General features: G+C 54.9%; 25 protein-coding genes. 19 read left to right on the top strand and 6 right to left on the bottom strand.

Annotation, left to right across the window (positions count from 1 at the left end; all coding sequences use genetic code 11):
* The first annotated feature begins 45 nt into the window (after positions 1-45).
* On the top strand, positions 46-450 hold the full coding sequence (locus tag BM323_RS22355) for an OsmC family protein (RefSeq protein WP_008101814.1): 405 nt from the start codon (positions 46-48) through the stop codon (positions 448-450).
* A gap of 51 nt (positions 451-501) precedes the next feature.
* On the opposite strand, the gene BM323_RS22350 is transcribed toward BM323_RS22355, so the two are convergent.
* The 3 genes from BM323_RS22350 to BM323_RS22340 form a co-directional block, all read right to left on the bottom strand.
* Positions 502-1,371, bottom strand: a complete 870-nt coding sequence (locus tag BM323_RS22350; protein ID WP_008101816.1) for a phosphoribulokinase — start codon at positions 1,369-1,371, stop codon at positions 502-504.
* 61 nt (positions 1,372-1,432) lie between these two features.
* A complete protein-coding gene (locus BM323_RS22345) occupies positions 1,433-1,651 on the bottom strand; it encodes a YheU family protein (RefSeq protein ID WP_008101818.1) in 219 nt (72 codons plus the stop codon).
* Positions 1,652-1,653: 2 nt separating this feature from the next.
* Positions 1,654-2,670, bottom strand: a complete 1,017-nt coding sequence (locus BM323_RS22340; protein WP_008101820.1) for a hydrolase — start codon at positions 2,668-2,670, stop codon at positions 1,654-1,656.
* A gap of 60 nt (positions 2,671-2,730) precedes the next feature.
* Between BM323_RS22340 and BM323_RS22335 the strand changes: the two genes are divergently transcribed.
* Positions 2,731-3,333 (top strand): LysE family translocator, encoded by a 603-nt coding sequence (locus tag BM323_RS22335; protein WP_008101822.1) that lies wholly within the window; start codon positions 2,731-2,733, stop codon positions 3,331-3,333.
* 1 nt (position 3,334) lies between these two features.
* Here BM323_RS22335 and BM323_RS22330 read toward each other — a convergent pair whose 3' ends face one another.
* Positions 3,335-4,315, bottom strand: coding sequence for a LacI family DNA-binding transcriptional regulator (locus tag BM323_RS22330; protein ID WP_008101823.1), 981 nt, complete (start codon positions 4,313-4,315; stop codon positions 3,335-3,337).
* A gap of 233 nt (positions 4,316-4,548) precedes the next feature.
* Here BM323_RS22330 and tauA point away from each other — a divergent pair, with 233 nt between their 5' ends.
* Genes tauA through tauD form a run of 4 tightly spaced genes read left to right on the top strand, consistent with a single transcriptional unit; the run spans position 4,549 to position 7,968 of the window.
* Entirely contained in the window at positions 4,549-5,529 is a 981-nt protein-coding gene (tauA, locus tag BM323_RS22325) for a taurine ABC transporter substrate-binding protein (protein WP_008101825.1), read from the top strand.
* Positions 5,530-5,540: 11 nt separating this feature from the next.
* Positions 5,541-6,308 carry a taurine ABC transporter ATP-binding subunit gene (tauB, locus tag BM323_RS22320; protein ID WP_008101827.1) on the top strand — a complete coding sequence of 256 codons (768 nt, stop codon included), beginning with the start codon at positions 5,541-5,543 and terminating at the stop codon, positions 6,306-6,308.
* Entirely contained in the window at positions 6,305-7,132 is an 828-nt protein-coding gene (gene tauC / locus BM323_RS22315; protein WP_008101829.1) for a taurine ABC transporter permease TauC, read from the top strand. The genes tauB and tauC overlap by 4 nt, the downstream gene beginning before the upstream one ends.
* Entirely contained in the window at positions 7,129-7,968 is an 840-nt protein-coding gene (tauD, locus tag BM323_RS22310) for a taurine dioxygenase (protein WP_008101831.1), read from the top strand. Before tauC ends, tauD begins: the two co-directional genes overlap by 4 nt.
* A gap of 150 nt (positions 7,969-8,118) precedes the next feature.
* On the opposite strand, the gene BM323_RS22300 is transcribed toward tauD, so the two are convergent.
* Complete coding sequence (locus tag BM323_RS22300; RefSeq protein WP_008101833.1) at positions 8,119-10,023, bottom strand: ABC transporter ATP-binding protein; 1,905 nt, start codon at positions 10,021-10,023, stop codon at positions 8,119-8,121.
* A 114-nt stretch (positions 10,024-10,137) separates the two neighbouring features.
* Between BM323_RS22300 and kefG the strand changes: the two genes are divergently transcribed.
* The 4 genes from kefG to slyD all read left to right on the top strand — a co-directional run bounded on the left by kefG (position 10,138) and on the right by slyD (position 13,477).
* Positions 10,138-10,689, top strand: a complete 552-nt coding sequence (kefG, locus tag BM323_RS22295) for a glutathione-regulated potassium-efflux system ancillary protein KefG (protein WP_008101835.1) — start codon at positions 10,138-10,140, stop codon at positions 10,687-10,689.
* Complete coding sequence (gene kefB / locus BM323_RS22290; RefSeq protein ID WP_091004317.1) at positions 10,689-12,491, top strand: glutathione-regulated potassium-efflux system protein KefB; 1,803 nt, start codon at positions 10,689-10,691, stop codon at positions 12,489-12,491. The genes kefG and kefB overlap by 1 nt, the downstream gene beginning before the upstream one ends.
* Before the next feature lie 45 nt (positions 12,492-12,536).
* Complete coding sequence (locus BM323_RS22285; protein WP_008101839.1) at positions 12,537-12,731, top strand: YheV family putative zinc ribbon protein; 195 nt, start codon at positions 12,537-12,539, stop codon at positions 12,729-12,731.
* A gap of 191 nt (positions 12,732-12,922) precedes the next feature.
* Positions 12,923-13,477, top strand: coding sequence for a peptidylprolyl isomerase (gene slyD / locus BM323_RS22280; RefSeq protein WP_049851962.1), 555 nt, complete (start codon positions 12,923-12,925; stop codon positions 13,475-13,477).
* A gap of 43 nt (positions 13,478-13,520) precedes the next feature.
* Here the strand turns inward: slyD and BM323_RS22275 are convergent, their stop codons facing one another.
* Positions 13,521-13,739, bottom strand: coding sequence for a protein SlyX (locus tag BM323_RS22275; RefSeq protein WP_008102200.1), 219 nt, complete (start codon positions 13,737-13,739; stop codon positions 13,521-13,523).
* Between the two features lie 280 nt (positions 13,740-14,019).
* Between BM323_RS22275 and fkpA the strand changes: the two genes are divergently transcribed.
* The 9 genes from fkpA to BM323_RS22230 all read left to right on the top strand — a co-directional run.
* Complete coding sequence (fkpA, locus tag BM323_RS22270; protein WP_008102198.1) at positions 14,020-14,850, top strand: FKBP-type peptidyl-prolyl cis-trans isomerase; 831 nt, start codon at positions 14,020-14,022, stop codon at positions 14,848-14,850.
* 174 nt (positions 14,851-15,024) lie between these two features.
* Positions 15,025-15,747, top strand: coding sequence for a helix-turn-helix transcriptional regulator (locus tag BM323_RS22265; protein WP_007886240.1), 723 nt, complete (start codon positions 15,025-15,027; stop codon positions 15,745-15,747).
* Positions 15,747-16,133 carry a sulfurtransferase complex subunit TusD gene (tusD, locus tag BM323_RS22260; RefSeq protein WP_008102196.1) on the top strand — a complete coding sequence of 129 codons (387 nt, stop codon included), beginning with the start codon at positions 15,747-15,749 and terminating at the stop codon, positions 16,131-16,133. Before BM323_RS22265 ends, tusD begins: the two co-directional genes overlap by 1 nt.
* Positions 16,133-16,492, top strand: coding sequence for a sulfurtransferase complex subunit TusC (gene tusC, locus BM323_RS22255; protein ID WP_008102194.1), 360 nt, complete (start codon positions 16,133-16,135; stop codon positions 16,490-16,492). The genes tusD and tusC overlap by 1 nt, the downstream gene beginning before the upstream one ends.
* A gap of 9 nt (positions 16,493-16,501) precedes the next feature.
* Positions 16,502-16,789, top strand: a complete 288-nt coding sequence (gene tusB, locus BM323_RS22250; protein WP_008102192.1) for a sulfurtransferase complex subunit TusB — start codon at positions 16,502-16,504, stop codon at positions 16,787-16,789.
* A gap of 126 nt (positions 16,790-16,915) precedes the next feature.
* Positions 16,916-17,290, top strand: a complete 375-nt coding sequence (gene rpsL / locus BM323_RS22245) for a 30S ribosomal protein S12 (protein WP_006120575.1) — start codon at positions 16,916-16,918, stop codon at positions 17,288-17,290.
* 96 nt (positions 17,291-17,386) lie between these two features.
* Positions 17,387-17,857 carry a 30S ribosomal protein S7 gene (gene rpsG / locus BM323_RS22240; RefSeq protein WP_007886246.1) on the top strand — a complete coding sequence of 157 codons (471 nt, stop codon included), beginning with the start codon at positions 17,387-17,389 and terminating at the stop codon, positions 17,855-17,857.
* Positions 17,858-17,950: 93 nt separating this feature from the next.
* Complete coding sequence (gene fusA / locus BM323_RS22235; protein WP_008102189.1) at positions 17,951-20,065, top strand: elongation factor G; 2,115 nt, start codon at positions 17,951-17,953, stop codon at positions 20,063-20,065.
* A gap of 69 nt (positions 20,066-20,134) precedes the next feature.
* On the top strand, positions 20,135-20,436 hold a 302-nt coding region (locus tag BM323_RS22230; RefSeq protein ID WP_254773311.1), incomplete at its 3' end, for a GTP-binding protein.

Genomic DNA, 20,436 nt, shown 5'->3' with positions numbered 1-20,436 from the left:
AAAGCGTACTCTGGCGGCAAAACCGCCGCTTCAGGAGAGAGAATAATGCAGGCACGAGTGAAATGGGTGGAAGGTCTTACCTTTCTCGGAGAATCCTCATCTGGCCATCAGGTATTAATGGACGGTAATTCCGGTGACAAAGCGCCAAGTCCAATGGAGATGGTGCTGATGGCCGCAGGCGGCTGTAGCGCCATTGATGTGGTGTCGATCCTGCAAAAAGGGCGCAGCGATGTGGCCGATTGCGAAGTGAAACTCACCTCAGAACGCCGTGAAGAGGCGCCACGCATTTTTACCACCATCAACCTGCATTTTATTGTCAGCGGCAAAGCGTTGAGCGATAAAGCGGTTGCGCGCGCGGTTGACCTGTCGGCGGAAAAATATTGCTCGGTGGCGATCATGCTGGGTAAAGGCGTGGAAATTACCCACAGTTATGAGGTTGTCGAGTTGTAATCGGTCGTAGGGGAGGCATTCATGCCTCCCTTTTCACAGCCCGCACCAAACCTATTCAATCCGCTTCCCTTCAATCAGTCGCTGCACCAGCGGCAGCATAATCAGCTCCATCGCCAATCCCATTTTGCCGCCCGGCACCACCAGCGTATTGATGTGCGAAATAAACGATCCCTGAATCATCGCCAGCAGATAGGGGAACGCGATACCTTCCAGGCCACGGAAATGAATCACCACGAAGCTTTCGTCGAGCGACGGAATTTCGCGGGCGGCAAACGGGTTTGAGGTATCAACGGTCGGCACGCGCTGGAAGTTAATGTGGGTGCGCGAGAATTGTGGCGTGATGAAGTTAATGTAATCCTCCATCGAACGTACTACCGAATCCATTACTGCTTCGCGTGAATGACCGCGCTCGCCGGTGTCACGCACCAGCTTCTGAATCCATTCAAGGTTAACAATTGGTACCACGCCAACCAGCAGATCGACATGCTCCGCCACATTTTGCTGCTGCGTGACCACGCCGCCGTGCAAGCCTTCATAAAACAGCACATCGGTGTTTTCCGGCAGCGGCTGCCACGGCGTGAAAGTGCCCGGCACCTGATTCCACGGCACCGCTTCATCGTAGGTGTGCAGATATTTGCGTGATTCGCCGAGGCCGGTTTGGCCGTAATGTTTGAACGTCTGCTCCAGTAGGCCGAAATCATTGGCTTCCGGGCCGAAGTAGCTGATGTGGCGACCGAGATCGCGCGCTTTGCGGATCGCCATGTCCATTTCCGGACGTGTGAAGCGATGGAAACTGTCGCCCTCGAGTTCCGCCGCATGCAGATTCAGCTGCTGGAAAATCTTGCGGAAGGCGAGGCTGGTGGTGGTGGTTCCGGCGCCGCTGGAACCGGTGACGGCAATAATTGGATGCCTGGCTGACATAACAGAGCTCCCTGTGAGGTCCGGCGATGAGCATTGTTACCACGAATTGCCGCTGGGTGCATCAGCCGCGGAATTCACCCTTCGGCATAATATTGATCGATTCATGCAGTTCCGACCACACCAACACCACGTCGCCGCGCTCCAGCTGGCGGCGCACATCGGCGACTTTTTGCAGCAAACTGCGTTCCTGCTCGCCGTAATCGGTGCCTTCGCGTAACACGAAGGTTTCAATCAGGTTTTCCAGCGTCTCCGCTTCGAGTTCTTGCCAGGGAATAATCACAATTACACATCCAGATAGGTTGAGAGCCAGTCGGGCACGCGCTGTTCCAGCCACATTTTCGGTTTAAGCAAGGTGCCGCCGACAAAGCCGACGTGGCCGCCTTGCTGCGTCAGCTGATACTGAATGGAAGCTGACAGCTGGTCAGGTTGCGGGATCACGGCATCGGTCATAAAGGGATCGTCTTGCGCATGAATGATCAGCAGCGGTTTGCGCACGCCGGTGAGCAGCGGCATAGCGCTGGCTCGTTGATAATAGTCGTTGGCGTCAATAAAACCGTGCGCCCGTGCGGTTATCGCATCATCGAACTCACGTAAGCGGCGGAAAGCACGTAGCTGGCTGAGATCGACCGGCAGCGTGCCGGGCCAGGCGCGCAGTTTACGCGTGGCGTTCTTTTTCAGCTGCGTCAGTAAATAGTGCTGATAGAAGCGCGAGAAGCCAACGTCCAGCTTGCCGCTGCACGGCTCCAGCGCCAGCGGCGCTGAGATAGCGATGCCGGCATCAATCGGTACGTCGTGACCTTGCTGACCCAGCAGGCAAGCCAGCATGTTGCCGCCCAGCGAAACGCCGACAGCGGCGGTCGGCACGCTGCCCCATTCGCGTTGCAGCCAGTTAAGGAAGTAGGTGGCGTCTTCAGTTTCACCGGAGTGATAGATGCGCTTTAAGCGATTAGGCTCGCCGCTGCAGCCGCGAAAGTGCATCACCACCGCCAGCCAGCCGCGCGCCTGACACGCCTGCATCAGGCCGTGCGCATACGGGCTGCGAAAGCTGCCTTCCAGGCCGTGAAACATCACCATGCGCGGTTTATGACGCGCCTGTGCCGGATCTTCACTCCATGCTAAATCGACAAAATCGCCGTCCGGCAGGTCAAGACGCTGCCAGTGCGGACGCAACGTGACGCGGCGGCGCAGAATGCGCGGCAGCAGCGTTTGCAGATGCGCGTTACTGAATCCGCGCAGTGGTTTAAAGCGCTCGCCGCTGGGGCGATCAAAATAGCTTGGGTAAAGGCTTGTCTGATGCATAAGTCGCTGATAGCTTCGATGGGTTGTTCGCTTTACTGGGTGAGGAGCACCCGAATATACATGGAACTGAGTCTTTTTTTATCAATGTTAGGTTTTCTTTGGGTCGCGGCCATCACGCCCGGGCCCAATAATATGTTACTTACCGCCTCGGGTGCTAATTTTGGCTTCCTGCGCACCATTCCGCTGCTCATTGGTATCATGATTGGTATGCAAGTCATGTTGCTGATGGTGGCATTTGGCATCGGCGGTCTCATCCTGCTTTATCCTTCGCTGCATCTCATCCTGAAGATTGCCGGTAGCCTTTATCTGCTGTGGCTGGCCTGGAAAATCGCCAGCGCCGAGTATGAAAAGCTGGAAACCGATGATGTGACGGTAAAACAGATGCCGTTCTGGCAAGGCGGTTTGCTGCAGCTGATCAACCCGAAAGCCTGGCTTATGGCGCTCGGTGCGGTGGCCAGTTTCAGCCTGGCGGGTAGCGAATATCTGCATTCGGTGCTGGCGATCAGCCTCGGCATGTTCATGGTAAATGTGGTTTCCGGGGTGATCTGGATGGGCTTTGGCTCGCTGATTGGACGTCTGCTGCGCAGCCCACGCGCGTGGAAAATGTTCAATCTGGCGATGGGCTTGCTCACCGCCGCGTGCGTATTGCTGATTTGGCGCTGAGTTAACTGGAAGCGCGTTCAACGCGCTTCCACGGCAACACTTCATGTACTACCGACGAGTTGGGCTGGCGGATGCGTTGCAGCAGCAGCTGTACGCTGCGCACACCCATGCGATTCATCGGCTGCTCAATCGTCGTCAGCGGTGGATTCAGGCTGCTGGTAAAGTTGATGCCATCAAATCCCACCACCGCTAAATCTTCCGGCACGCGTAAACCCGCTTCCAGCGCTGCGTGTATTACGCCAACCGCCAACACATCCGACACCGCAAACACTGCATCCGGCCGTTCCGGCTGCGTCAGCAGTTCGCGCAAGGCCGCACTGCCCGACTCGCAGGTGACATTCTCGGCGTAGGCCACGCCGCACCAGCTGAGTTCCAGCTGTTCCAGCGCGGCGCGATATCCCTCTTCGCGCTTGTGCGAATAGAGGTAGCGCATATCACAGTTCACCAGCGCAATACGGCGTCGGCCTTTGCTCGCCAGATAACGCACGGTTTCGAAAGCCGCTTCTTTATTATCAATCGCCACGCTTGAGGCGGCGATCGCCGGATCGTATTCGGCGCACTGCACCCAAGGCGCATCGCCAATCAATTCCTTTAGCTCCTGCAAACTGCTGGCGGCATCCATGGTGATCACGCCGTCGACCACTTTGCCGGTGAGCAGGGCGATGTAGGCCGCTTCGCGACGCAGCTGCGATCCCGAGTTACACAGCAGAATGTGGTAACCCTGCGCTTCCGCTTCGGCTTCAATGCCCTGAACCACGCGCGAGCAGAACGGATTGGTGATGTCGGGAATCAGCACTAACAACATATGGCTTTGTGAAGTACGCAGCTGGCGCGCCAGTAAGTTGGGCTGATAGTCGCAGATGTCGATGGCCGCCAGCACTTTGGCGCGCGTGTCCGGGCGCACGCCGGGATTCTGGTTCAAAACCCGTGAAACGGTGGCTTTGGACACGCCAGCCAGGTGTGCGACTTTCTCAATCGACATGGATTCAGGACCGCTCGTTAAGAGTGAAAAATGAGATGTCTATCAATATCACAGCTGCTATGTGAGCGCGTGACATATTTACCGATTTCCCTTTTCTTTCCATTTGCACTTCCTGCATAGCCTTACCCGATGTTGATCTAAGAACGGATCGTCATTAGGGATAATTTTTAATTCCTTTATGAAATTACTCTTGCTGGAGAAACTGCGCAGACAAAAACACATTGGGGTGAATGATGATGGCGATGAAAAAAACAATAACGGCAGTCGCAGCGGCTCTGGCCCTGATGGCGTTCCAGGCGCAAGCGGTCAACGTTACCGTGGCGTATCAGACGTCGGCGGAACCGGCCAAAGTGGCGCAGGCGGATAACACCTTCGCCAAAGAGAGCGGTGCCACCGTGGACTGGCGCAAATTTGATAGCGGAGCCAGCGTGCTGCGTGCTCTGGCATCGGGCGACGTCCAGATTGGTAATATCGGTTCCAGCCCGCTGGCGGTCGCCGCCACGCAAAAGCTGCCAATTGAAGCTTTCCTGCTGGCCTCACAGCTCGGTAACTCCGAAGCGCTGGTGGTGAAGAAAACCATCAAAGATCCTAAAGACCTGATTGGTAAGCGCATCGCCGTGCCGTTCATCTCGACTACGCATTACAGCTTCCTCGCCGCGCTCAAGCATTGGGGCATCAAGCCTTCGCAAGTGACCTTAGTCAACCTGCAGCCACCGGCGATTATTGCTGCCTGGAAACGCGGTGACATTGACGGTGCTTACGTCTGGTCTCCGGCGGTAAATGAGCTAGAGAAAGATGGCAATGTGCTGACGGATTCCTCGCAGGTTGGCAAGTGGGGCGCGCCAACGCTTGATGTGTGGGTGGTGCGTAAAGACTTTGCACAGCAGCATCCAGAAATCGTCACCGCCTTTGCCCGCAGCGCGCTTGAAGCGCAGCAAGCTTACATTGCCAATCCGGATCAATGGCTGAAGCAGTCAGACAATCTGAGCAAGCTGGCGCGCCTGAGTGGTGTACCCGAAGCGGATGTGCCGGTGCTGGTGAAAGGCAACACCTATCTCACCGCGCAGCAGCAGGTAGAGCAGCTCGGCAAACCGGTGAACAAGGCGATTGTCGATACCGCCGGCTTCCTGAAAGAGCAGGGCAAAGTGCCAGAAGCGGATAGCGATTACAGCAGCTTCGTTACCACGCGCTTCGTTGCACCCTTAGCGAAATAACCGGAGGTCGTATGCTTAACATCACCAATCTCAATGCGCGTTACGCCGGACAACCCGCGTTGCAGGACATCAACCTGCAGCTGGGCAGCCGAGACCTGCTGGTGGTGTTAGGCCCTTCCGGCTGTGGCAAAACCACGCTGCTGAACCTCATCGCCGGCTTTCTGCCGCTGGAATCCGGCAGCATTACGCTGGATGGCAAAAAGGTGGAAGGGCCGGGCGCGGAACGCGGCGTGGTATTTCAGAATGAAGGCTTGCTGCCGTGGCGCAACGTGATTGATAACGTTTCGTTCGGCTTGCAACTGGCGGGGATGGCGAAGGCGGAGCGCCATACCCTTGCACGCCGTTTGATCCGCAAAGTAGGACTGGAAGGTGCAGAAAAGCGTTTTATCTGGCAGCTCTCTGGGGGTCAACGTCAGCGCGTGGGCATTGCGCGTGCGCTGGCGGCTGATCCTCAGTTGCTGCTGTTAGATGAGCCGTTCGGTGCGCTGGACGCCTTTACCCGCGAACAGATGCAAACCCTGCTGCTCACACTGTGGCGTGATACCGGCAAACAGATTCTGCTGATCACTCACGACATCGAAGAAGCGGTGTTCCTCGCCAGCGAACTGGTGCTGCTGTCGCCGGGACCGGGCCGCATAGTGGAACGTTTGAAACTCGACTTCGGTCAGCGCTTCGCCGCCGGGGAAGCGTGCCGCAGCATCAAATCCGATCCGGCGTTTATCGAACGTCGCGAATATGTCCTGAATCAGGTGTTTTCCCAGCGTGAGGCGTTTATATGAGTGCGGTGATTGATGAGAAAACCCAAGCGCGTCGTCGCGGACTGCGCTGGCCGTTCTCGCGCCAGTTCTCACTCAGCCTGCTCAGCGTTGGCCTGTTGCTGCTGTTGTGGTGGGCGATAACTGCGCTCGGCTTAGTGGCGCCGCTGTTTTTACCGCCGCCGCAAGTGGTGCTGCAGAAGCTGATCTTGATTGCCAGCCCGCAAGGCTTTATGGACGCCACGCTTTGGCAGCACTTGGGCGCGAGCCTGGCGCGCATGCTGGTGGCGCTGTTCTTTGCCGCGCTGATTGGCATTCCGGTCGGGATTGCCATGGGCCTGAGCCCGGCGATTCGCGGCTTGCTTGATCCGCTGATCGAACTCTATCGCCCGGTGCCGCCGCTGGCCTATTTGCCGCTGATGGTGATTTGGTTCGGCATCGGCGAAACGTCGAAGATTTTACTGATTTATCTGGCGATTTTCGCGCCGGTGACCTTATCGACACTGGCAGGCGTGAAGAATGCCCAGCAGGTACGCATTCGCGCGGCACAGGCGTTGGGCGCATCGCGCTGGCAGCTGCTGCGCTTTGTGATTCTGCCCGGCGCGCTGCCGGAGATCCTCACCGGCTTGCGCATTGGTCTCGGCGTGGGTTGGTCAACGCTGGTGGCGGCGGAATTGATTGCCGCTACGCGTGGACTCGGCTTTATGGTGCAGTCGGCGGGTGAGTTCCTCGCCACCGACGTGGTACTGGCCGGTATCGCCGTGATTGCCCTGATTGCTTTTGGCTTAGAACTGGGTCTGCGCGCCTTGCAGCGCCGACTGACGCCCTGGAATGGAGAACAGCAATGAACGAACGACTTTCTTTTACCGCTTTGGGCCCGCATATCGGGGCGCAGGTTAGCGATGTTGATCTCAGCCGTCCGCTGAGCGATGCACAGTTTGAACAGCTTTATCATGGCCTGGTGCGCCATCAGGTGTTGTTCCTGCGCAATCAGGTGATTACTCCGGAACAGCAGCGCGCGCTGGCGATTCGCTTTGGCGATCTGCATATCCATCCGGTCTATCCGCATGCGGAAGGCGTGGAGGAGATCATCGTGCTGGATACCCATCAGGATAATCCGCCGGATAACGACAACTGGCACACCGATGTCACCTTTATTCAAACGCCACCGGCAATTGCGATTCTGGCTTCCAAACTGCTGCCGGAGAGCGGCGGCGATACCTTGTGGTCAACCGGCATTGCGGCCTATGAAGCGCTTTCTGAGCCCTTTAAGACGCTGTTGAATGGGCTGCAGGCGGAGCACGACTTTAAGAAGTCGTTTCAGGAGTACAAATACCGTAAAACCGAGGAAGAGCATCAGCGCTGGCAGCAAGCGGTTGCCAAAAATCCGCCGGTGCAGCATCCGGTGATTCGTACGCATCCGGTGAGCGGACGCAAGGCGCTGTTTGTGAATGAAGGTTTTACTACGCGTTTGCTGGGCTTAAGCGAAAAAGAGAGCGATGCGCTGCTTAACTTCCTGTTCTGGCATAGCGCTAAACCGGAGTTCCAGGTGCGCTGGCGCTGGCAGGAGAATGATGTGGCGATCTGGGATAACCGCGTGACGCAGCATTATGCCAATGCGGATTATTACCCGGCGCGGAGAGTAATGCATCGTGCGACGGTGTTGGGGGATAAGCCGTTTTGATTTGGAATAGTGCTCGCTGTCCCCCATCCCGGCCTTCCCCCGCAAGCGGGGGAAGGAGATGCTGCCACATGCAGCTTCATCACTGACATGTGGCAGCATCTTCCTCCCCCATTTATGGGGGAGGACCGAGGAGGGGGACAGCGCGCACAATCAACCAGCCAGCATCTGCTCCAGCTGTTCCTGCGCATCCAGCCATGCCATTTCGACCTCTTCCAGCGCGGCTTTACTCTCGGCCTGACGCTGCAGCGCCACGTTCAAGTCGGCTTTGCGGCTCTGATCGTAAATTGCGCTGTCGGCTAACTGCGCTTCGGCATCGCTGAGCTGGCTTTGCCACTTCGCCATCTGCTTCTCAAGCTTTTCGATCTCTTTGCGCAGCGGCTGCGTTTGTGCACGCAGTTCGGCGTCGCGGCGTTTCTGGTCTTTACGGGATTGCGCGCTGTTGCCGTTATCCTGCTTCGGCGCGGCATCCTGTTGCGCTTGCTGCTTCTGCAGATCGCTCAGCCACTGCTGATAATCTTCCAGATCGCCTTCAAATACATCGACCTTGCCGTCGTGCACCAGATAGAGATCGTCGGTGGTGGCGCGCAGCAGATGACGATCGTGCGAGACCACCACCAACGCGCCTTCGAAATCAATCAGCGCTTCGGTCAGCGCCTGACGCATATCGAGATCGAGGTGGTTAGTCGGTTCATCAAGCAGCAGCAGGTTCGGGCGCTGCCAGACAATTAATGCCAGCACCAGACGCGCTTTTTCGCCGCCGGAGAAACGTTCAGTGATTTCGCTGACTTTATCGCCCTGGAAGCCGAAGCCGCCAAGATAGTCGCGCAGCTGCTGCTCAAGCACTTTCGGCGCGATGCGTGATAAATGCTGCAACGGTGATTCATCGGCGCGCAGATATTCCAACTGATGCTGAGCGAAGTAACCGAGCTTGATGCCTTTCGCCAGGCCAACTTTGCCATCCAGCGCCTCGAGCTCACCGGCGAGCAGTTTAATTAGCGTCGATTTACCCGCGCCGTTACGGCCCAGCAGGCCAATACGCGAACCCGGCACAAGGTTGAGTTTGATGGCGTCGAGAATGATGCGTTCGCCATAACCGGCGGTGACGCGCTCCATCTTCAGCAACGGATTCGGCAAACTTTCCGGCGCGCGGAAACTGAAGCTGAATGGGTTGTCGACGTGCGCCGGCGCAATCAGCTCCATGCGCTCCAGCATTTTGATACGGCTTTGCGCCTGCTTCGCTTTGGTGGCCTGCGCGCGGAAGCGATCGATATACTTCTGCAGGTGCGCCACTTTTTCCTGCTGGCTCTGGAACAGCGCCTGCTGTTGCGCCAGCTTGGCGACGCGCTGACGTTCGAACGAGCTGTAGTTGCCGGTGTATTCAAACATCGTTTGCTGTTCGATGTGGATGATCTTATCGACCACCGGATCGAGGAAGTCGCGGTCGTGCGAAATCAGCACCAGCGTGCCTTCGTAGCTTTTCAGCCAGCGTTCAAGCCAGATCACTGCATCGAGATCGAGGTGGTTGGTCGGTTCATCGAGTAGCAGCAGATCGGAACGGCACACCAGCGCCTGCGCAAGGTTAAGGCGCATGCGCCAGCCACCGGAGAAGTCACTCACCGGCCGCATTAATTGTTCCTGGCTAAAGCCCAAACCGTGCAACAAACTTGAGGCGCGAGCAGGTATGCTCCACGCCTGAATCGCGTCCAGCTTGCCGTGCACCAAGGCGATGGCGTTGCCATCGTTGCGCGCATTGGCGTCGGCTAATTCGGATTCAAGCTGACGATATTCACGGTCGCCGTCGATAACATACTCCAGCGCGGGTTTGCTCAGCGCCGGGGTTTCCTGATTGACCCACGCCAGCGCCCAGTTGCTCGGGAAGGTGGCGTTACCTGCATCGCTGCTGATTTCGCCCTTCAGCAATGACAGCAGCGTTGATTTGCCGCAGCCGTTTTTACCCACTAAGCCCACTTTCTGGCCTGGGTTAATGGTGGCTGTTGCGTTATCCAGCAGCACGTTGGTGCCGCGGCGAATTTGTAGTGCTGAAAAGACAATCATAAGCGCCGTATCGTCAGAATATGTTAATTTACCGGCAACATAATTCGAGAAAATTTGTTGCGTCGAGCATGGTAGCGGAATTCCTGTGCCGTGACGACGCTTTGGAGGGGAACGATGTCGCAGCCACCCAAAATATTGCTGCTTTACGCCCATCCGGAATCACAGGATTCGATTGCTAATCGGGTTTTGCTGCAGTCGGCTATGGAACTGGACCACGTCACGGTGCACGATTTATACGCCCACTATCCGGATTTCTTTATTGATATTCACCATGAGCAACAGTTGCTGCGCGAACATCAAATCGTTGTATTCCAACATCCACTTTATACCTACAGCTGCCCGGCGCTCCTGAAGGAGTGGCTGGATCGTGTGCTGTCGCGCGGCTTTGCCAGCGGTCCGGATGGCAATGCGCTGGAAGGGAAATACTGGCGCAGCGTGGTGACCACCGGCGAACCCGAAGCGGCATATCACCATAGCGGCCTGAATCGCTATCCGATGAGTGACATCATGCGTCCATTTGAGCTGACGGCGCAGATGTGTCGCATGCACTGGATGACGCCGATGGTGATTCATTGGGCGCGTCGGCAGACGCCGGAAGTGATGCGTAATTTTGCGCGAGCGTACGGCGACTGGCTGGCTTCACCGCTGCCGCAAGGAGGTGTGTGATGGAAGGCGAAACGTTACTGACGGCGGGCGTCATTTATCTGGTTGCGGCGGTGCTGATTGTGCCGATTGCGGCGCGTCTCGGCATTGGCGCGGTGCTGGGCTATTTGCTGGCCGGTATTGCGATTGGTCCGTGGGGATTGGGTTTCATCAGCGACGTTGAGGAGATTCTGCACTTCTCCGAACTCGGCGTGGTGTTCCTGATGTTCATCATCGGGCTGGAACTGAACCCGTCGAAACTCTGGGCGCTGCGCCGTTCTATCTTTGGCGTGGGTGCCGCTCAGGTGCTGATCTCGGCCGCCATTCTCGGTGGATTGCTGTGGCTGACCGACTTTAGCTGGCAGGCGGCGGTGATTGGCGGCATTGGCCTGGCGATGTCATCCACAGCGATGGCGCTGCAGCTGATGCGCGATAAAGGCATGAACCGCAGTGAATCGGGTCAGCTCGGTTTCTCGGTGTTGCTGTTCCAGGATTTGGCGGTGATCCCCGCGTTGGCATTGGTGCCGCTGCTGGCGGGCGGCGATAGCGGCCACGTTGACTGGTTGAAAGTCGGGATGAAAGTGCTGGCGTTCGGCGGGATGCTGATTGGTGGCCGTTATCTGCTGCGCCCGATTCTGCGCTTTATTGCCGCATCCGGCGTACGCGAAGTGTTTACTGCCGCGTCGCTGCTGCTGGTGCTGGGTTCGGCGCTGTTTATGGACGCGCTCGGCCTGTCGATGGCGTTGGGTACTTTTATCGCCGGTATTCTGTTGGCGGAAAGTGAATATCGTCACGAGCTGGAAGTGGCCATCGAACCGTTCAAAGGCTTGCTGTTGGGCTTGTTCTTTATTTCGGTTGGCATGGCGCTGAATCTCGGCGTGCTTTATACCCACATCACTGAAATTTTGTTGGGCGTGCTGATTCTGGTGACGGTGAAAACGCTGGTGCTGTATGTGCTGGGACGCATTTATGGCCTGCGCAGTTCAGAGCGCCAGCAGTTTGCCGGTGTGTTAAGCCAGGGCGGCGAATTTGCCTTTGTGCTGTTCTCAGCGGCGTCTTCGGCCAAAATGTTCAGCGGCGACCAAATGCCGCTGCTGCTGGTAACGGTGACGTTGTCGATGATGACCACGCCGCTGCTGATGAACGGCATCGACCGTTTACTGGCGCATCGCTTTAATGAACCCGATGAAAACGCCGAGAAGCACTTTGTCGAAGACGATCAGCCGCAGGTCATTGTGGTGGGATTTGGTCGTTTTGGTCAGGTGGTTGGCCGTTTACTGATGGCCAACAACAAACGCATTACGGTGCTGGAGCGCGACATCTCTGCAGTGAGCCTGATGCGTAAATATGGCTATAAGGTTTATTATGGCGACGCCACCGAGCTGGAGCTGCTGCGTGCAGCGGGCGCCGAGAATGCGCAATCCATCGTCATTACCTGTAACGATCCGGAAGATTCGATGACCATCGTGCAGCTGTGTCAACAGCACTTCCCGCAGTTGGAAATCCTGGCGCGCGCGCGTGGACGTGTTGAGGCGCACGAACTGTTGCAGGCGGGCGTCACGCTGTTCTCACGTGAGACGTTCTCCAGTGCGCTGGAGCTGGGCCGCAAAACGCTGATCTCGCTGGGCATGCATCCGCATCAGGCGCAGCGCGCACAGCAGCATTTCCGTCGTCTGGATATGCGCATGCTGCGTGAACTGGTGCCAAGCCATGATGACAGCGCGCAGGTTTCACGTGTGCGTGAGGCGCGGCGCGAGCTGGAGGATATCTTCCAGCGCGAAATGCAGCACGAAAAACGCCAGTTCGACGGCTGGGATGAGGAGTAGATCTATACTTACTTAATCCGTTCATTAACGACGGCAGGAAACAGTATGCGTAAACGCTTTATAGCCGGTGCGGTTTGTCCAAAGTGCCAGGCAAAAGATACCTTGGCGTTGTGGCGTGAAAACAACGTTGAAGTGGTGGAATGTGTTCAGTGCGGCCATCAGATGCGTGAAGCTGACAAGCAGGTGCGCGATCAGGTTCGCACTAATGAGCAAGTGATCGGAGTTTTTCATCCTGAGTAGCGCAATGGCGCAGCTTTTTTTAAGCTTGAACTTACAGCGGGATTGAATTCCGCTACAATCGGCGCCATTAACGCTGAGCAGTATGCCGCAACACTATTGGCATCCTCAGTCTTGAACCTTTCTGGTTGGTTTATTGCACGCAAAATTGACCAATGGGACGGGATCTTAGTTCTCAACGGTTAGGAGATATCATGAAAGTAGCAAAAGACCTGGTGGTGAGCCTGGCGTATCAGGTTCGTACCGAAGACGGTGTATTGGTTGACGAGTCACCGGTGAGTGCACCGTTGGACTATCTGCACGGTCATGGTTCCCTGATTTCTGGTCTGGAAAAAGCGCTGGAAAATCATGATGTAGGCGATAAGTTTGACGTGCATATCCCGGCGAATGACGCTTACGGTCAATACGATGACAACCTCGTACAGCGCGTACCAAAAGACGTGTTTATGGGCGTTGATGAACTGCAGGTTGGCATGCGCTTCCTGGCAGAAACCGATCAAGGTCCAGTACCGGTTGAAATCACCGAAGTTGAAGATGAGCACGTAGTGGTTGATGGTAACCACATGCTGGCGGGTCAGAACCTGAACTTCAACGTGGAAGTTGTGGCAATTCGCGCAGCGACCGAAGAAGAGCTGGCGCACGGTCACGTGCATGGCGCGGATGGTCATCATCACGATCATGACCACGACCATGGTCACGATCACGGCCAGGGCGGCTGTGGCACTGGCGGCTGCGGCTGCAGCCACTAATCAGTGTTACGCTGACGAGGCCACCTTCGGGTGGCCTTTCTTTTTAGTAATGCGGCGGCGGCGTTTCTTCTGACTGTGATGCGATCATCGACGGCGCGCTATCTTTCACTTTATCGATTAACAGACGCACTTGCTCGCGCAGTCTAATCATCTCCAGTTCATGCTGAACCACCGTTTGATTGAGCTGATCGATGGTGTATTCCTGAAAAGCCAGCTTGCTCTCCAGCGCCTCAAGGCGTTGTTCCCATTCTGTTGGTTGCATGATCTTTCCTCATCTTGCGGTGCTGCGCGTTAGTCTGTTTCGGGCGTGATTCTACGGCGTTTCACTTCAGAATCACCTGATATTTTACCTTTCCGCGTCATGCTGCATTGAAACGGCGCATAACGCCTATATCTCTGATGAAACTTCCTGAAGCAAAAAAGGTCGGAGGTTGAACGGGTAATTACATTGTGGGAGTGTTCGCCGCTGCCACGTAAAGTTATAGTGTGGGCCTCAGTCCGCAATGATTCCCGAGGTTAGAGGCTTCGGTTTTGGAGAAAGGATGAATTCACTGTTTAAAGTCACATTGTTAGCTACCACCATGGCCTTCGCGCTGAATGCACCGCTGGCAATGGCAGCAGAAACCGCCGCTGCTCCAGCAGACGCCGCTCAGGCCGCGCCGCAAGCACCGAAAAATGCTGCCTTCAAAAACGAAGATCAGCAATCAGCCTATGCACTTGGCGCGTCCCTTGGTCGCTACATGGACAACTCTCTGAAGGAACAAGAGAAGCTGGGCATCAAACTGGATAAAGATCAGTTGATCGCGGGTGTTCAGGACGCCTTTGGCGGCAAGAGCAAACTCTCTGATCAAGAGATCGAGCAAACCCTGCAGGCCTTTGAAGGCCGCGTGAAAGGTGCAGCTCAGGCGAAGATGGAAAAAGACGCGAAAGAGAACTCCGATAAGGGCTCTGCTTACGCTGACAAGTTCGCCAAAGAAAAAGGCGTGAAGAAAACCGAATCTGGCCTGCTGTATCAGGTAGAGAAAGAAGGTACCGGTGATGTGCCTAAAGACAGCGACACTGTGGTTGTGAACTACAAAGGTACGCTGATCGACGGTACTGAGTTCGATAACTCGTATACTCGTGGCGAGCCGCTGTCGTTCCGTCTGGATGGTGTGATTCCGGGCTGGACCGAAGGTCTGAAGCACGTGAAGAAAGGCGGCAAGATCAAACTGGTGATCCCACCGAACCTGGCTTACGGCAAAAATGGCGTTCCGGGTATTCCGGCTAACTCCACGTTGGTGTTCGATGTTGAACTGCTCGACATCAAACCCGCGCCGAAAGCGGATGAAAAAGCGCAGGCTCCAGTCGCTGGCGATCAGAAAGCGCAGTAATCTGAACTTTCTGCACCACGCCGCCTACGGGCGGCGTTTTTATTTCGGAGATAGAGGTAAAGGTCTGGCTAAAGACCATGACATTTGCCAGACTAACGCCTGCTTAACTATCACCATATGAGTCTGCCCCAATGCTGTCGAGACAGGCTCCAGCCATTTAGGGTAATGTCTTCGATGTCTAATCCATTCAATCCCGGTGAACTGACTGACTTCGATTTACTGGAGCAACGTCCGTTCGAGCAAGCAGACTACGATATCCTCAAATCATACGAAGCCGTTGTCGATGGCCTGGCGATGCTGATTGGTTCGCACTGCGAAATCGTGCTGCACTCGCTGGAAGATTTGAAGTGTTCTGCGGTGCGTATCGCCAACGGTGAACATACCGGGCGTAAAGTGGGTTCGCCGATTACCGATTTGGCCCTGCGTATGTTGCACGATATGCACGGCGCAGACAGCAATGTCTCCAGAGCCTACTTCACGCGCGCGAAAAGCGGCGTGCTGATGAAATCGGTCACTATCGCGATTCGTAATCGTCAGCAGCGCGTCATTGGCTTGCTGTGCATCAATATGAACCTCGACGTTCCATTCTCGCAAATTATGTCGACCTTTATGCCGCCGGAAATGCAGCAGGTGGATTCCAACGTCAACTTTGCCAGCTCGGTGGAAGACCTGGTGATGCAGACGCTTGAGTTCGCAATAGAAGAAGTGAGCGCTGACCGTAACGTTTCTAACAATGCCAAGAATCGCCAGATCGTGCTCAATATGTATGAAAAGGGCATCTTCGACATTAAAGACGCGATTAACCAGGTGGCTGACCGCCTCAATATCTCCAAGCACACGGTTTACCTCTACATTCGCCAGTTTAAAAGCGGTGATTTTCAGGGGCAGGATCGCTAATGCGCTACACCTTGCTGGTCACCGGACCGGCATACGGCACGCAACACGCCAGTAGCGCGCTGCTGTTTGCCCGTGCGCTGATAAAGGCCGGACATCAGCTGGAGAGCGTGTTCTTCTATCGTGAAGGCGTGTTGAACGCTAACCAACTGAGCGCGCCGGCCAGCGATGAAGTGGATATGGTGCGTGAATGGCAGCAGCTGCGTGCTGAAAGTGGTACCGAGTTGAATATCTGCGTGGCCGCAGCACTTCGTCGTGGAGTAACCGACGCGCAGGAAGCCGCGCGCTTGCAACTGGCGGGCAGCAATTTACAGCCAGGTTTTGAACTCAGCGGTTTGGGCGCGCTGGCAGAAGCCGCGCTCGGCTGCGATCGTCTGGTGCAATTCTAATGAACCGCGTGGCGTTTCTGTTTACTCAGGCACCGCACGGAAGTAGTGCGGGCAGGGAAGGGCTCGATGCTGTGCTGGCAACGGGCGCGTTAAGCGAAGATATCGGTCTGTTCTTTATCGGTGATGGCGTGCTGCAGCTCAATTGCGACCAGCAACCCGAGCAGATTCTGGCGCGCAACTACATCGCGACCTTTGGCGTGCTGGCGCTGTACGATATCGACCAGTGTTTTGTCTGCGCCGATTCACTGCTGGCGCGCGGGCAAAGTTTAGCTGCTGAACGTGTGTTGGCTGCAGAGGTGCTGGATGCTGCATCGCTGCGCGAGAAGCTGGCTGCCTATCACCGTGTTATTCGATTCTGAGAACTGATCATGCTCTACACGTTGCTGCAATCTCCCTGGCAATGCGATATCGATAGCCTGCTGCTTTTATTGCAGGAAGGCGACGATCTGCTTTTATTGCAAGATGGCGTAACCGCCGCTTTGGCTGGCAGCCAGATGTTAACCAGGCTCAGCGCATCGCCGGCTACGCTGTGGGTATTAGAAGAAGATGTGGCGGCGCGCGGCCTAATTGAGCAAATTTCGACCAAATTAGCACGTTTGGACTATACTGGTTTCGTTGCGTTGACAGCGAAGCACCAACAACAAGTGGCCTGGTAAGAGCGAAAACCTGGTTATTTCTTGACACCCTTTTGACACAGCCCTAAAATTCTGCCTCCTCGTAGTAATACGAGGCGATTTATTACGTGTTTACGAAGCAAAAAGCTAAATCCCAGGAGCTATTTAATGGCAACAGTTAACCAGCTGGTTCGCAAACCACGCGTACGCAAAGTTGCAAAGAGCAACGTGCCTGCGCTGGAAGCTTGCCCGCAGAAACGTGGTGTATGTACTCGTGTGTACACCACTACCCCTAAAAAACCAAACTCAGCACTGCGTAAAGTTTGCCGTGTGCGTTTGACTAACGGTTTTGAAGTTACCTCCTACATCGGCGGTGAAGGTCATAACCTGCAGGAGCACTCAGTGATCCTGATCCGTGGCGGTCGTGTTAAAGACTTGCCAGGTGTGCGTTACCACACCGTTCGTGGCGCGCTGGACTGCTCAGGTGTTAAAGACCGTAAGCAGTCACGCTCCAAGTACGGCGTGAAGAAGCCAAAGGCTTAATGGTTCTCCGTTAAGTAAGGCCAAACGTTTTAACTTAAATGTCAAACTAAACTCGTAGAGTTTTGGACAATCCTGAATTAACAACGGAGTATTTCCATGCCACGTCGTCGCGTCATTGGTCAGCGTAAAATTCTGCCGGATCCTAAGTTCGGATCAGAGCTGCTGGCTAAATTTGTAAATATCCTGATGGTAGATGGTAAAAAATCTACTGCTGAATCTATCGTCTATACCGCGCTTGATACCCTGGCTCAACGCGCTGGTAAAGATGGCCTGGAAGCGTTCGAGGTTGCTCTCGAAAACGTACGTCCGACTGTCGAAGTTAAGTCACGTCGCGTTGGTGGTTCTACCTACCAGGTTCCAGTTGAAGTCCGTCCGGTTCGTCGTAATGCCCTGGCAATGCGTTGGATCGTAGAAGCTGCTCGTAAACGCGGTGATAAATCTATGGCTCTCCGCCTGGCGAACGAACTTTCTGATGCTGCAGAGAACAAAGGTACTGCAGTTAAGAAACGTGAAGACGTTCACCGCATGGCTGAAGCCAACAAGGCGTTCGCACACTACCGCTGGTAACAGCAACGTAGTTGTTATAAACCCAGCGGGCGTCCCAGTGACTCACCTGCTGGGCTTTTTTAACTTAGAACGTCTAAGAATCAGAGGAATCAAATGGCTCGTAAAACACCCATTGAGCGCTACCGTAACATTGGTATCAGTGCGCACATCGACGCCGGTAAGACTACAACTACCGAACGTGTTCTGTTCTACACCGGTGTAAACCACAAAATCGGTGAAGTTCATGACGGCGCAGCAACCATGGACTGGATGGAGCAGGAGCAGGAACGTGGTATTACCATCACGTCCGCTGCGACTACCTGTTTCTGGTCTGGTATGGCTAAGCAGTTTGAACCACACCACGTAAACATCATCGACACCCCGGGACACGTTGACTTCACCATCGAAGTTGAGCGTTCTATGCGTGTGCTTGATGGCGCAGTAATGGTTTACTGTGCAGTTGGTGGTGTTCAGCCACAGTCTGAAACCGTATGGCGCCAGGCTAACAAATATAAAGTTCCACGCATCGCGTTCGTTAACAAAATGGACCGTATGGGTGCTAACTTCCTGAAAGTTGTTGACCAGATGAAAGTGCGCTTGGGTGCAAACCCAGTTCCACTTCAGCTGGCTATCGGCGCAGAAGAAGGTTTCACCGGTGTTGTTGACCTGGTGAAAATGAAAGCGATCAACTGGAACGATGCCGATCAGGGCGTTACCTTCGTTTACGAAGATATCCCAGCTGATATGCAGGAACTGGCTGAAGAGTGGCGTGCAAATCTGGTTGAAGCCGCTGCTGAAGGTTCTGATGAGCTGATGGAGAAATTCTTCGGCGGTGAAGAACTGACAGAAGAAGAGATCAAAACTTCTCTGCGTAAGCGCGTTCTGAAAAACGAAATCATCCTGGTTACCTGTGGTTCTGCATTTAAGAACAAAGGTGTTCAGGCGATGCTGGATGCGGTAGTTGAATACCTGCCAGCACCGACTGACGTTACCGCGATTAACGGTATGCTGGACGACGGTAAAGACACGCCGGCTGAGCGTCATTCCGATGACAAAGAGCCGTTTGCTGCACTGGCGTTCAAAATCGCTACCGACCCGTTTGTTGGTAACCTGACCTTCTTCCGCGTTTACTCTGGTGTTGTTAACACCGGTGACACCGTGTACAACCCGGTTAAGTCAAACCGTGAGCGTCTGGGCCGTATCGTTCAGATGCACGCGAACAAGCGTGAAGAGATCAAGGAAGTTCGTGCAGGCGATATCGCCGCTGCGATCGGTCTGAAAGACGTAACTACTGGTGACACCCTGTGTGACCCAGACAACGTCATCATTCTTGAGCGTATGGAATTCCCTGAGCCGGTAATCTCTATCGCCGTTGAGCCGAAAACTAAAGCTGACCAGGAAAAAATGGGTCTGGCTCTGGGTCGTCTGGCGAAGGAAGATCCATCATTCCGCGTATGGACTGATGAAGAAACCAACCAGACCATCATCGCTGGTATGGGTGAGCTGCACCTCGACATCATCGTTGACCGCATGAAGCGTGAATTCAACGTTGAAGCGAACGTCGGTAAACCTCAGGTTGCTTACCGTGAAGCGATTCGCGCGAAAGTTACCGATATCGAAGGTAAACACGCCAAGCAGTCTGGTGGTCGTGGTCAGTACGGTCATGTTGTTATCGACATGTACCCACTGGAACCAGGTGTGAACCCGAAAGGTTACGAATTTGTCAACGATATCAAGGGCGGTGTGATTCCAACTGAATACATCCCTGCGGTTGATAAAGGTCTCCAGGAGCAGCTGAAATCAGGTCCACTGGCTGGTTATCCGGTAGTAGATCTGGGTGTTCGTCTGCACTTCGGTTCATACCATGATGTCGACTCCTCTGAGCTGGCGTTTAAACTGGCTGCATCTTTGGCCTTTAAAGATGGCTTTAAGAAAGCACAACCAGTGCTGCTTGAGCCAATCATGAAGGTTGAAGTAGAGACTCCGGAAGAGAACACCGGTGACGTTATCGGTGACCTTAGCCGTCGTCGTGGTATGCTCAAAGGACAGGAATCTAACGCTACTGGCGTTCAGATCCATGCTGAAGTTCCGCTGTCTGAAATGTTCGGATATGCAACCCAGCTGCGTTCTCTGACCAAAGGCCGTGCTTCTTACTCCATGGAGTTCCTGAAGTACGATGATGCGCCGAACAACGTCGCTCAGGCCGTTATTGAAGCTCGTAGCAAATAAGCTACGGTTTAAAAATTGTGAACTGATGCCTTCATGACTCATGAAGGCACAACGTAAGGAATTATCGCCATGGCGAAAGAGCAATTTCAGCGTAACAAACTGCACGTAAACGTCGGCACCATCGGTCACGTTGACCATGGTAAAACCACTCTGACTGCAGCAATCACCACCGTTTTGGCTAAAACCTACGGCGGTAAGGCAAGCAAATTCGACGAGATCGATAAAGCGCCAGAAGAGAAAGCACGTGGTATCACCATCAACACTTCTCACGTTGAATATGAAACCCCGAATCGCCACTATGCGCACGTTGACTGCCCAGGCCACGCCGATTATGTGAAAAACATGATCACCGGTGCTGCACAGATGGATGG

The organism is Pantoea sp. YR525 (assembly GCF_900116775.1).
In the GTDB taxonomy this organism is placed as follows: domain Bacteria; phylum Pseudomonadota; class Gammaproteobacteria; order Enterobacterales; family Enterobacteriaceae; genus Pantoea; species Pantoea symbiotica.
This window is presented reverse-complemented; position numbering and strand designations above follow the sequence as displayed.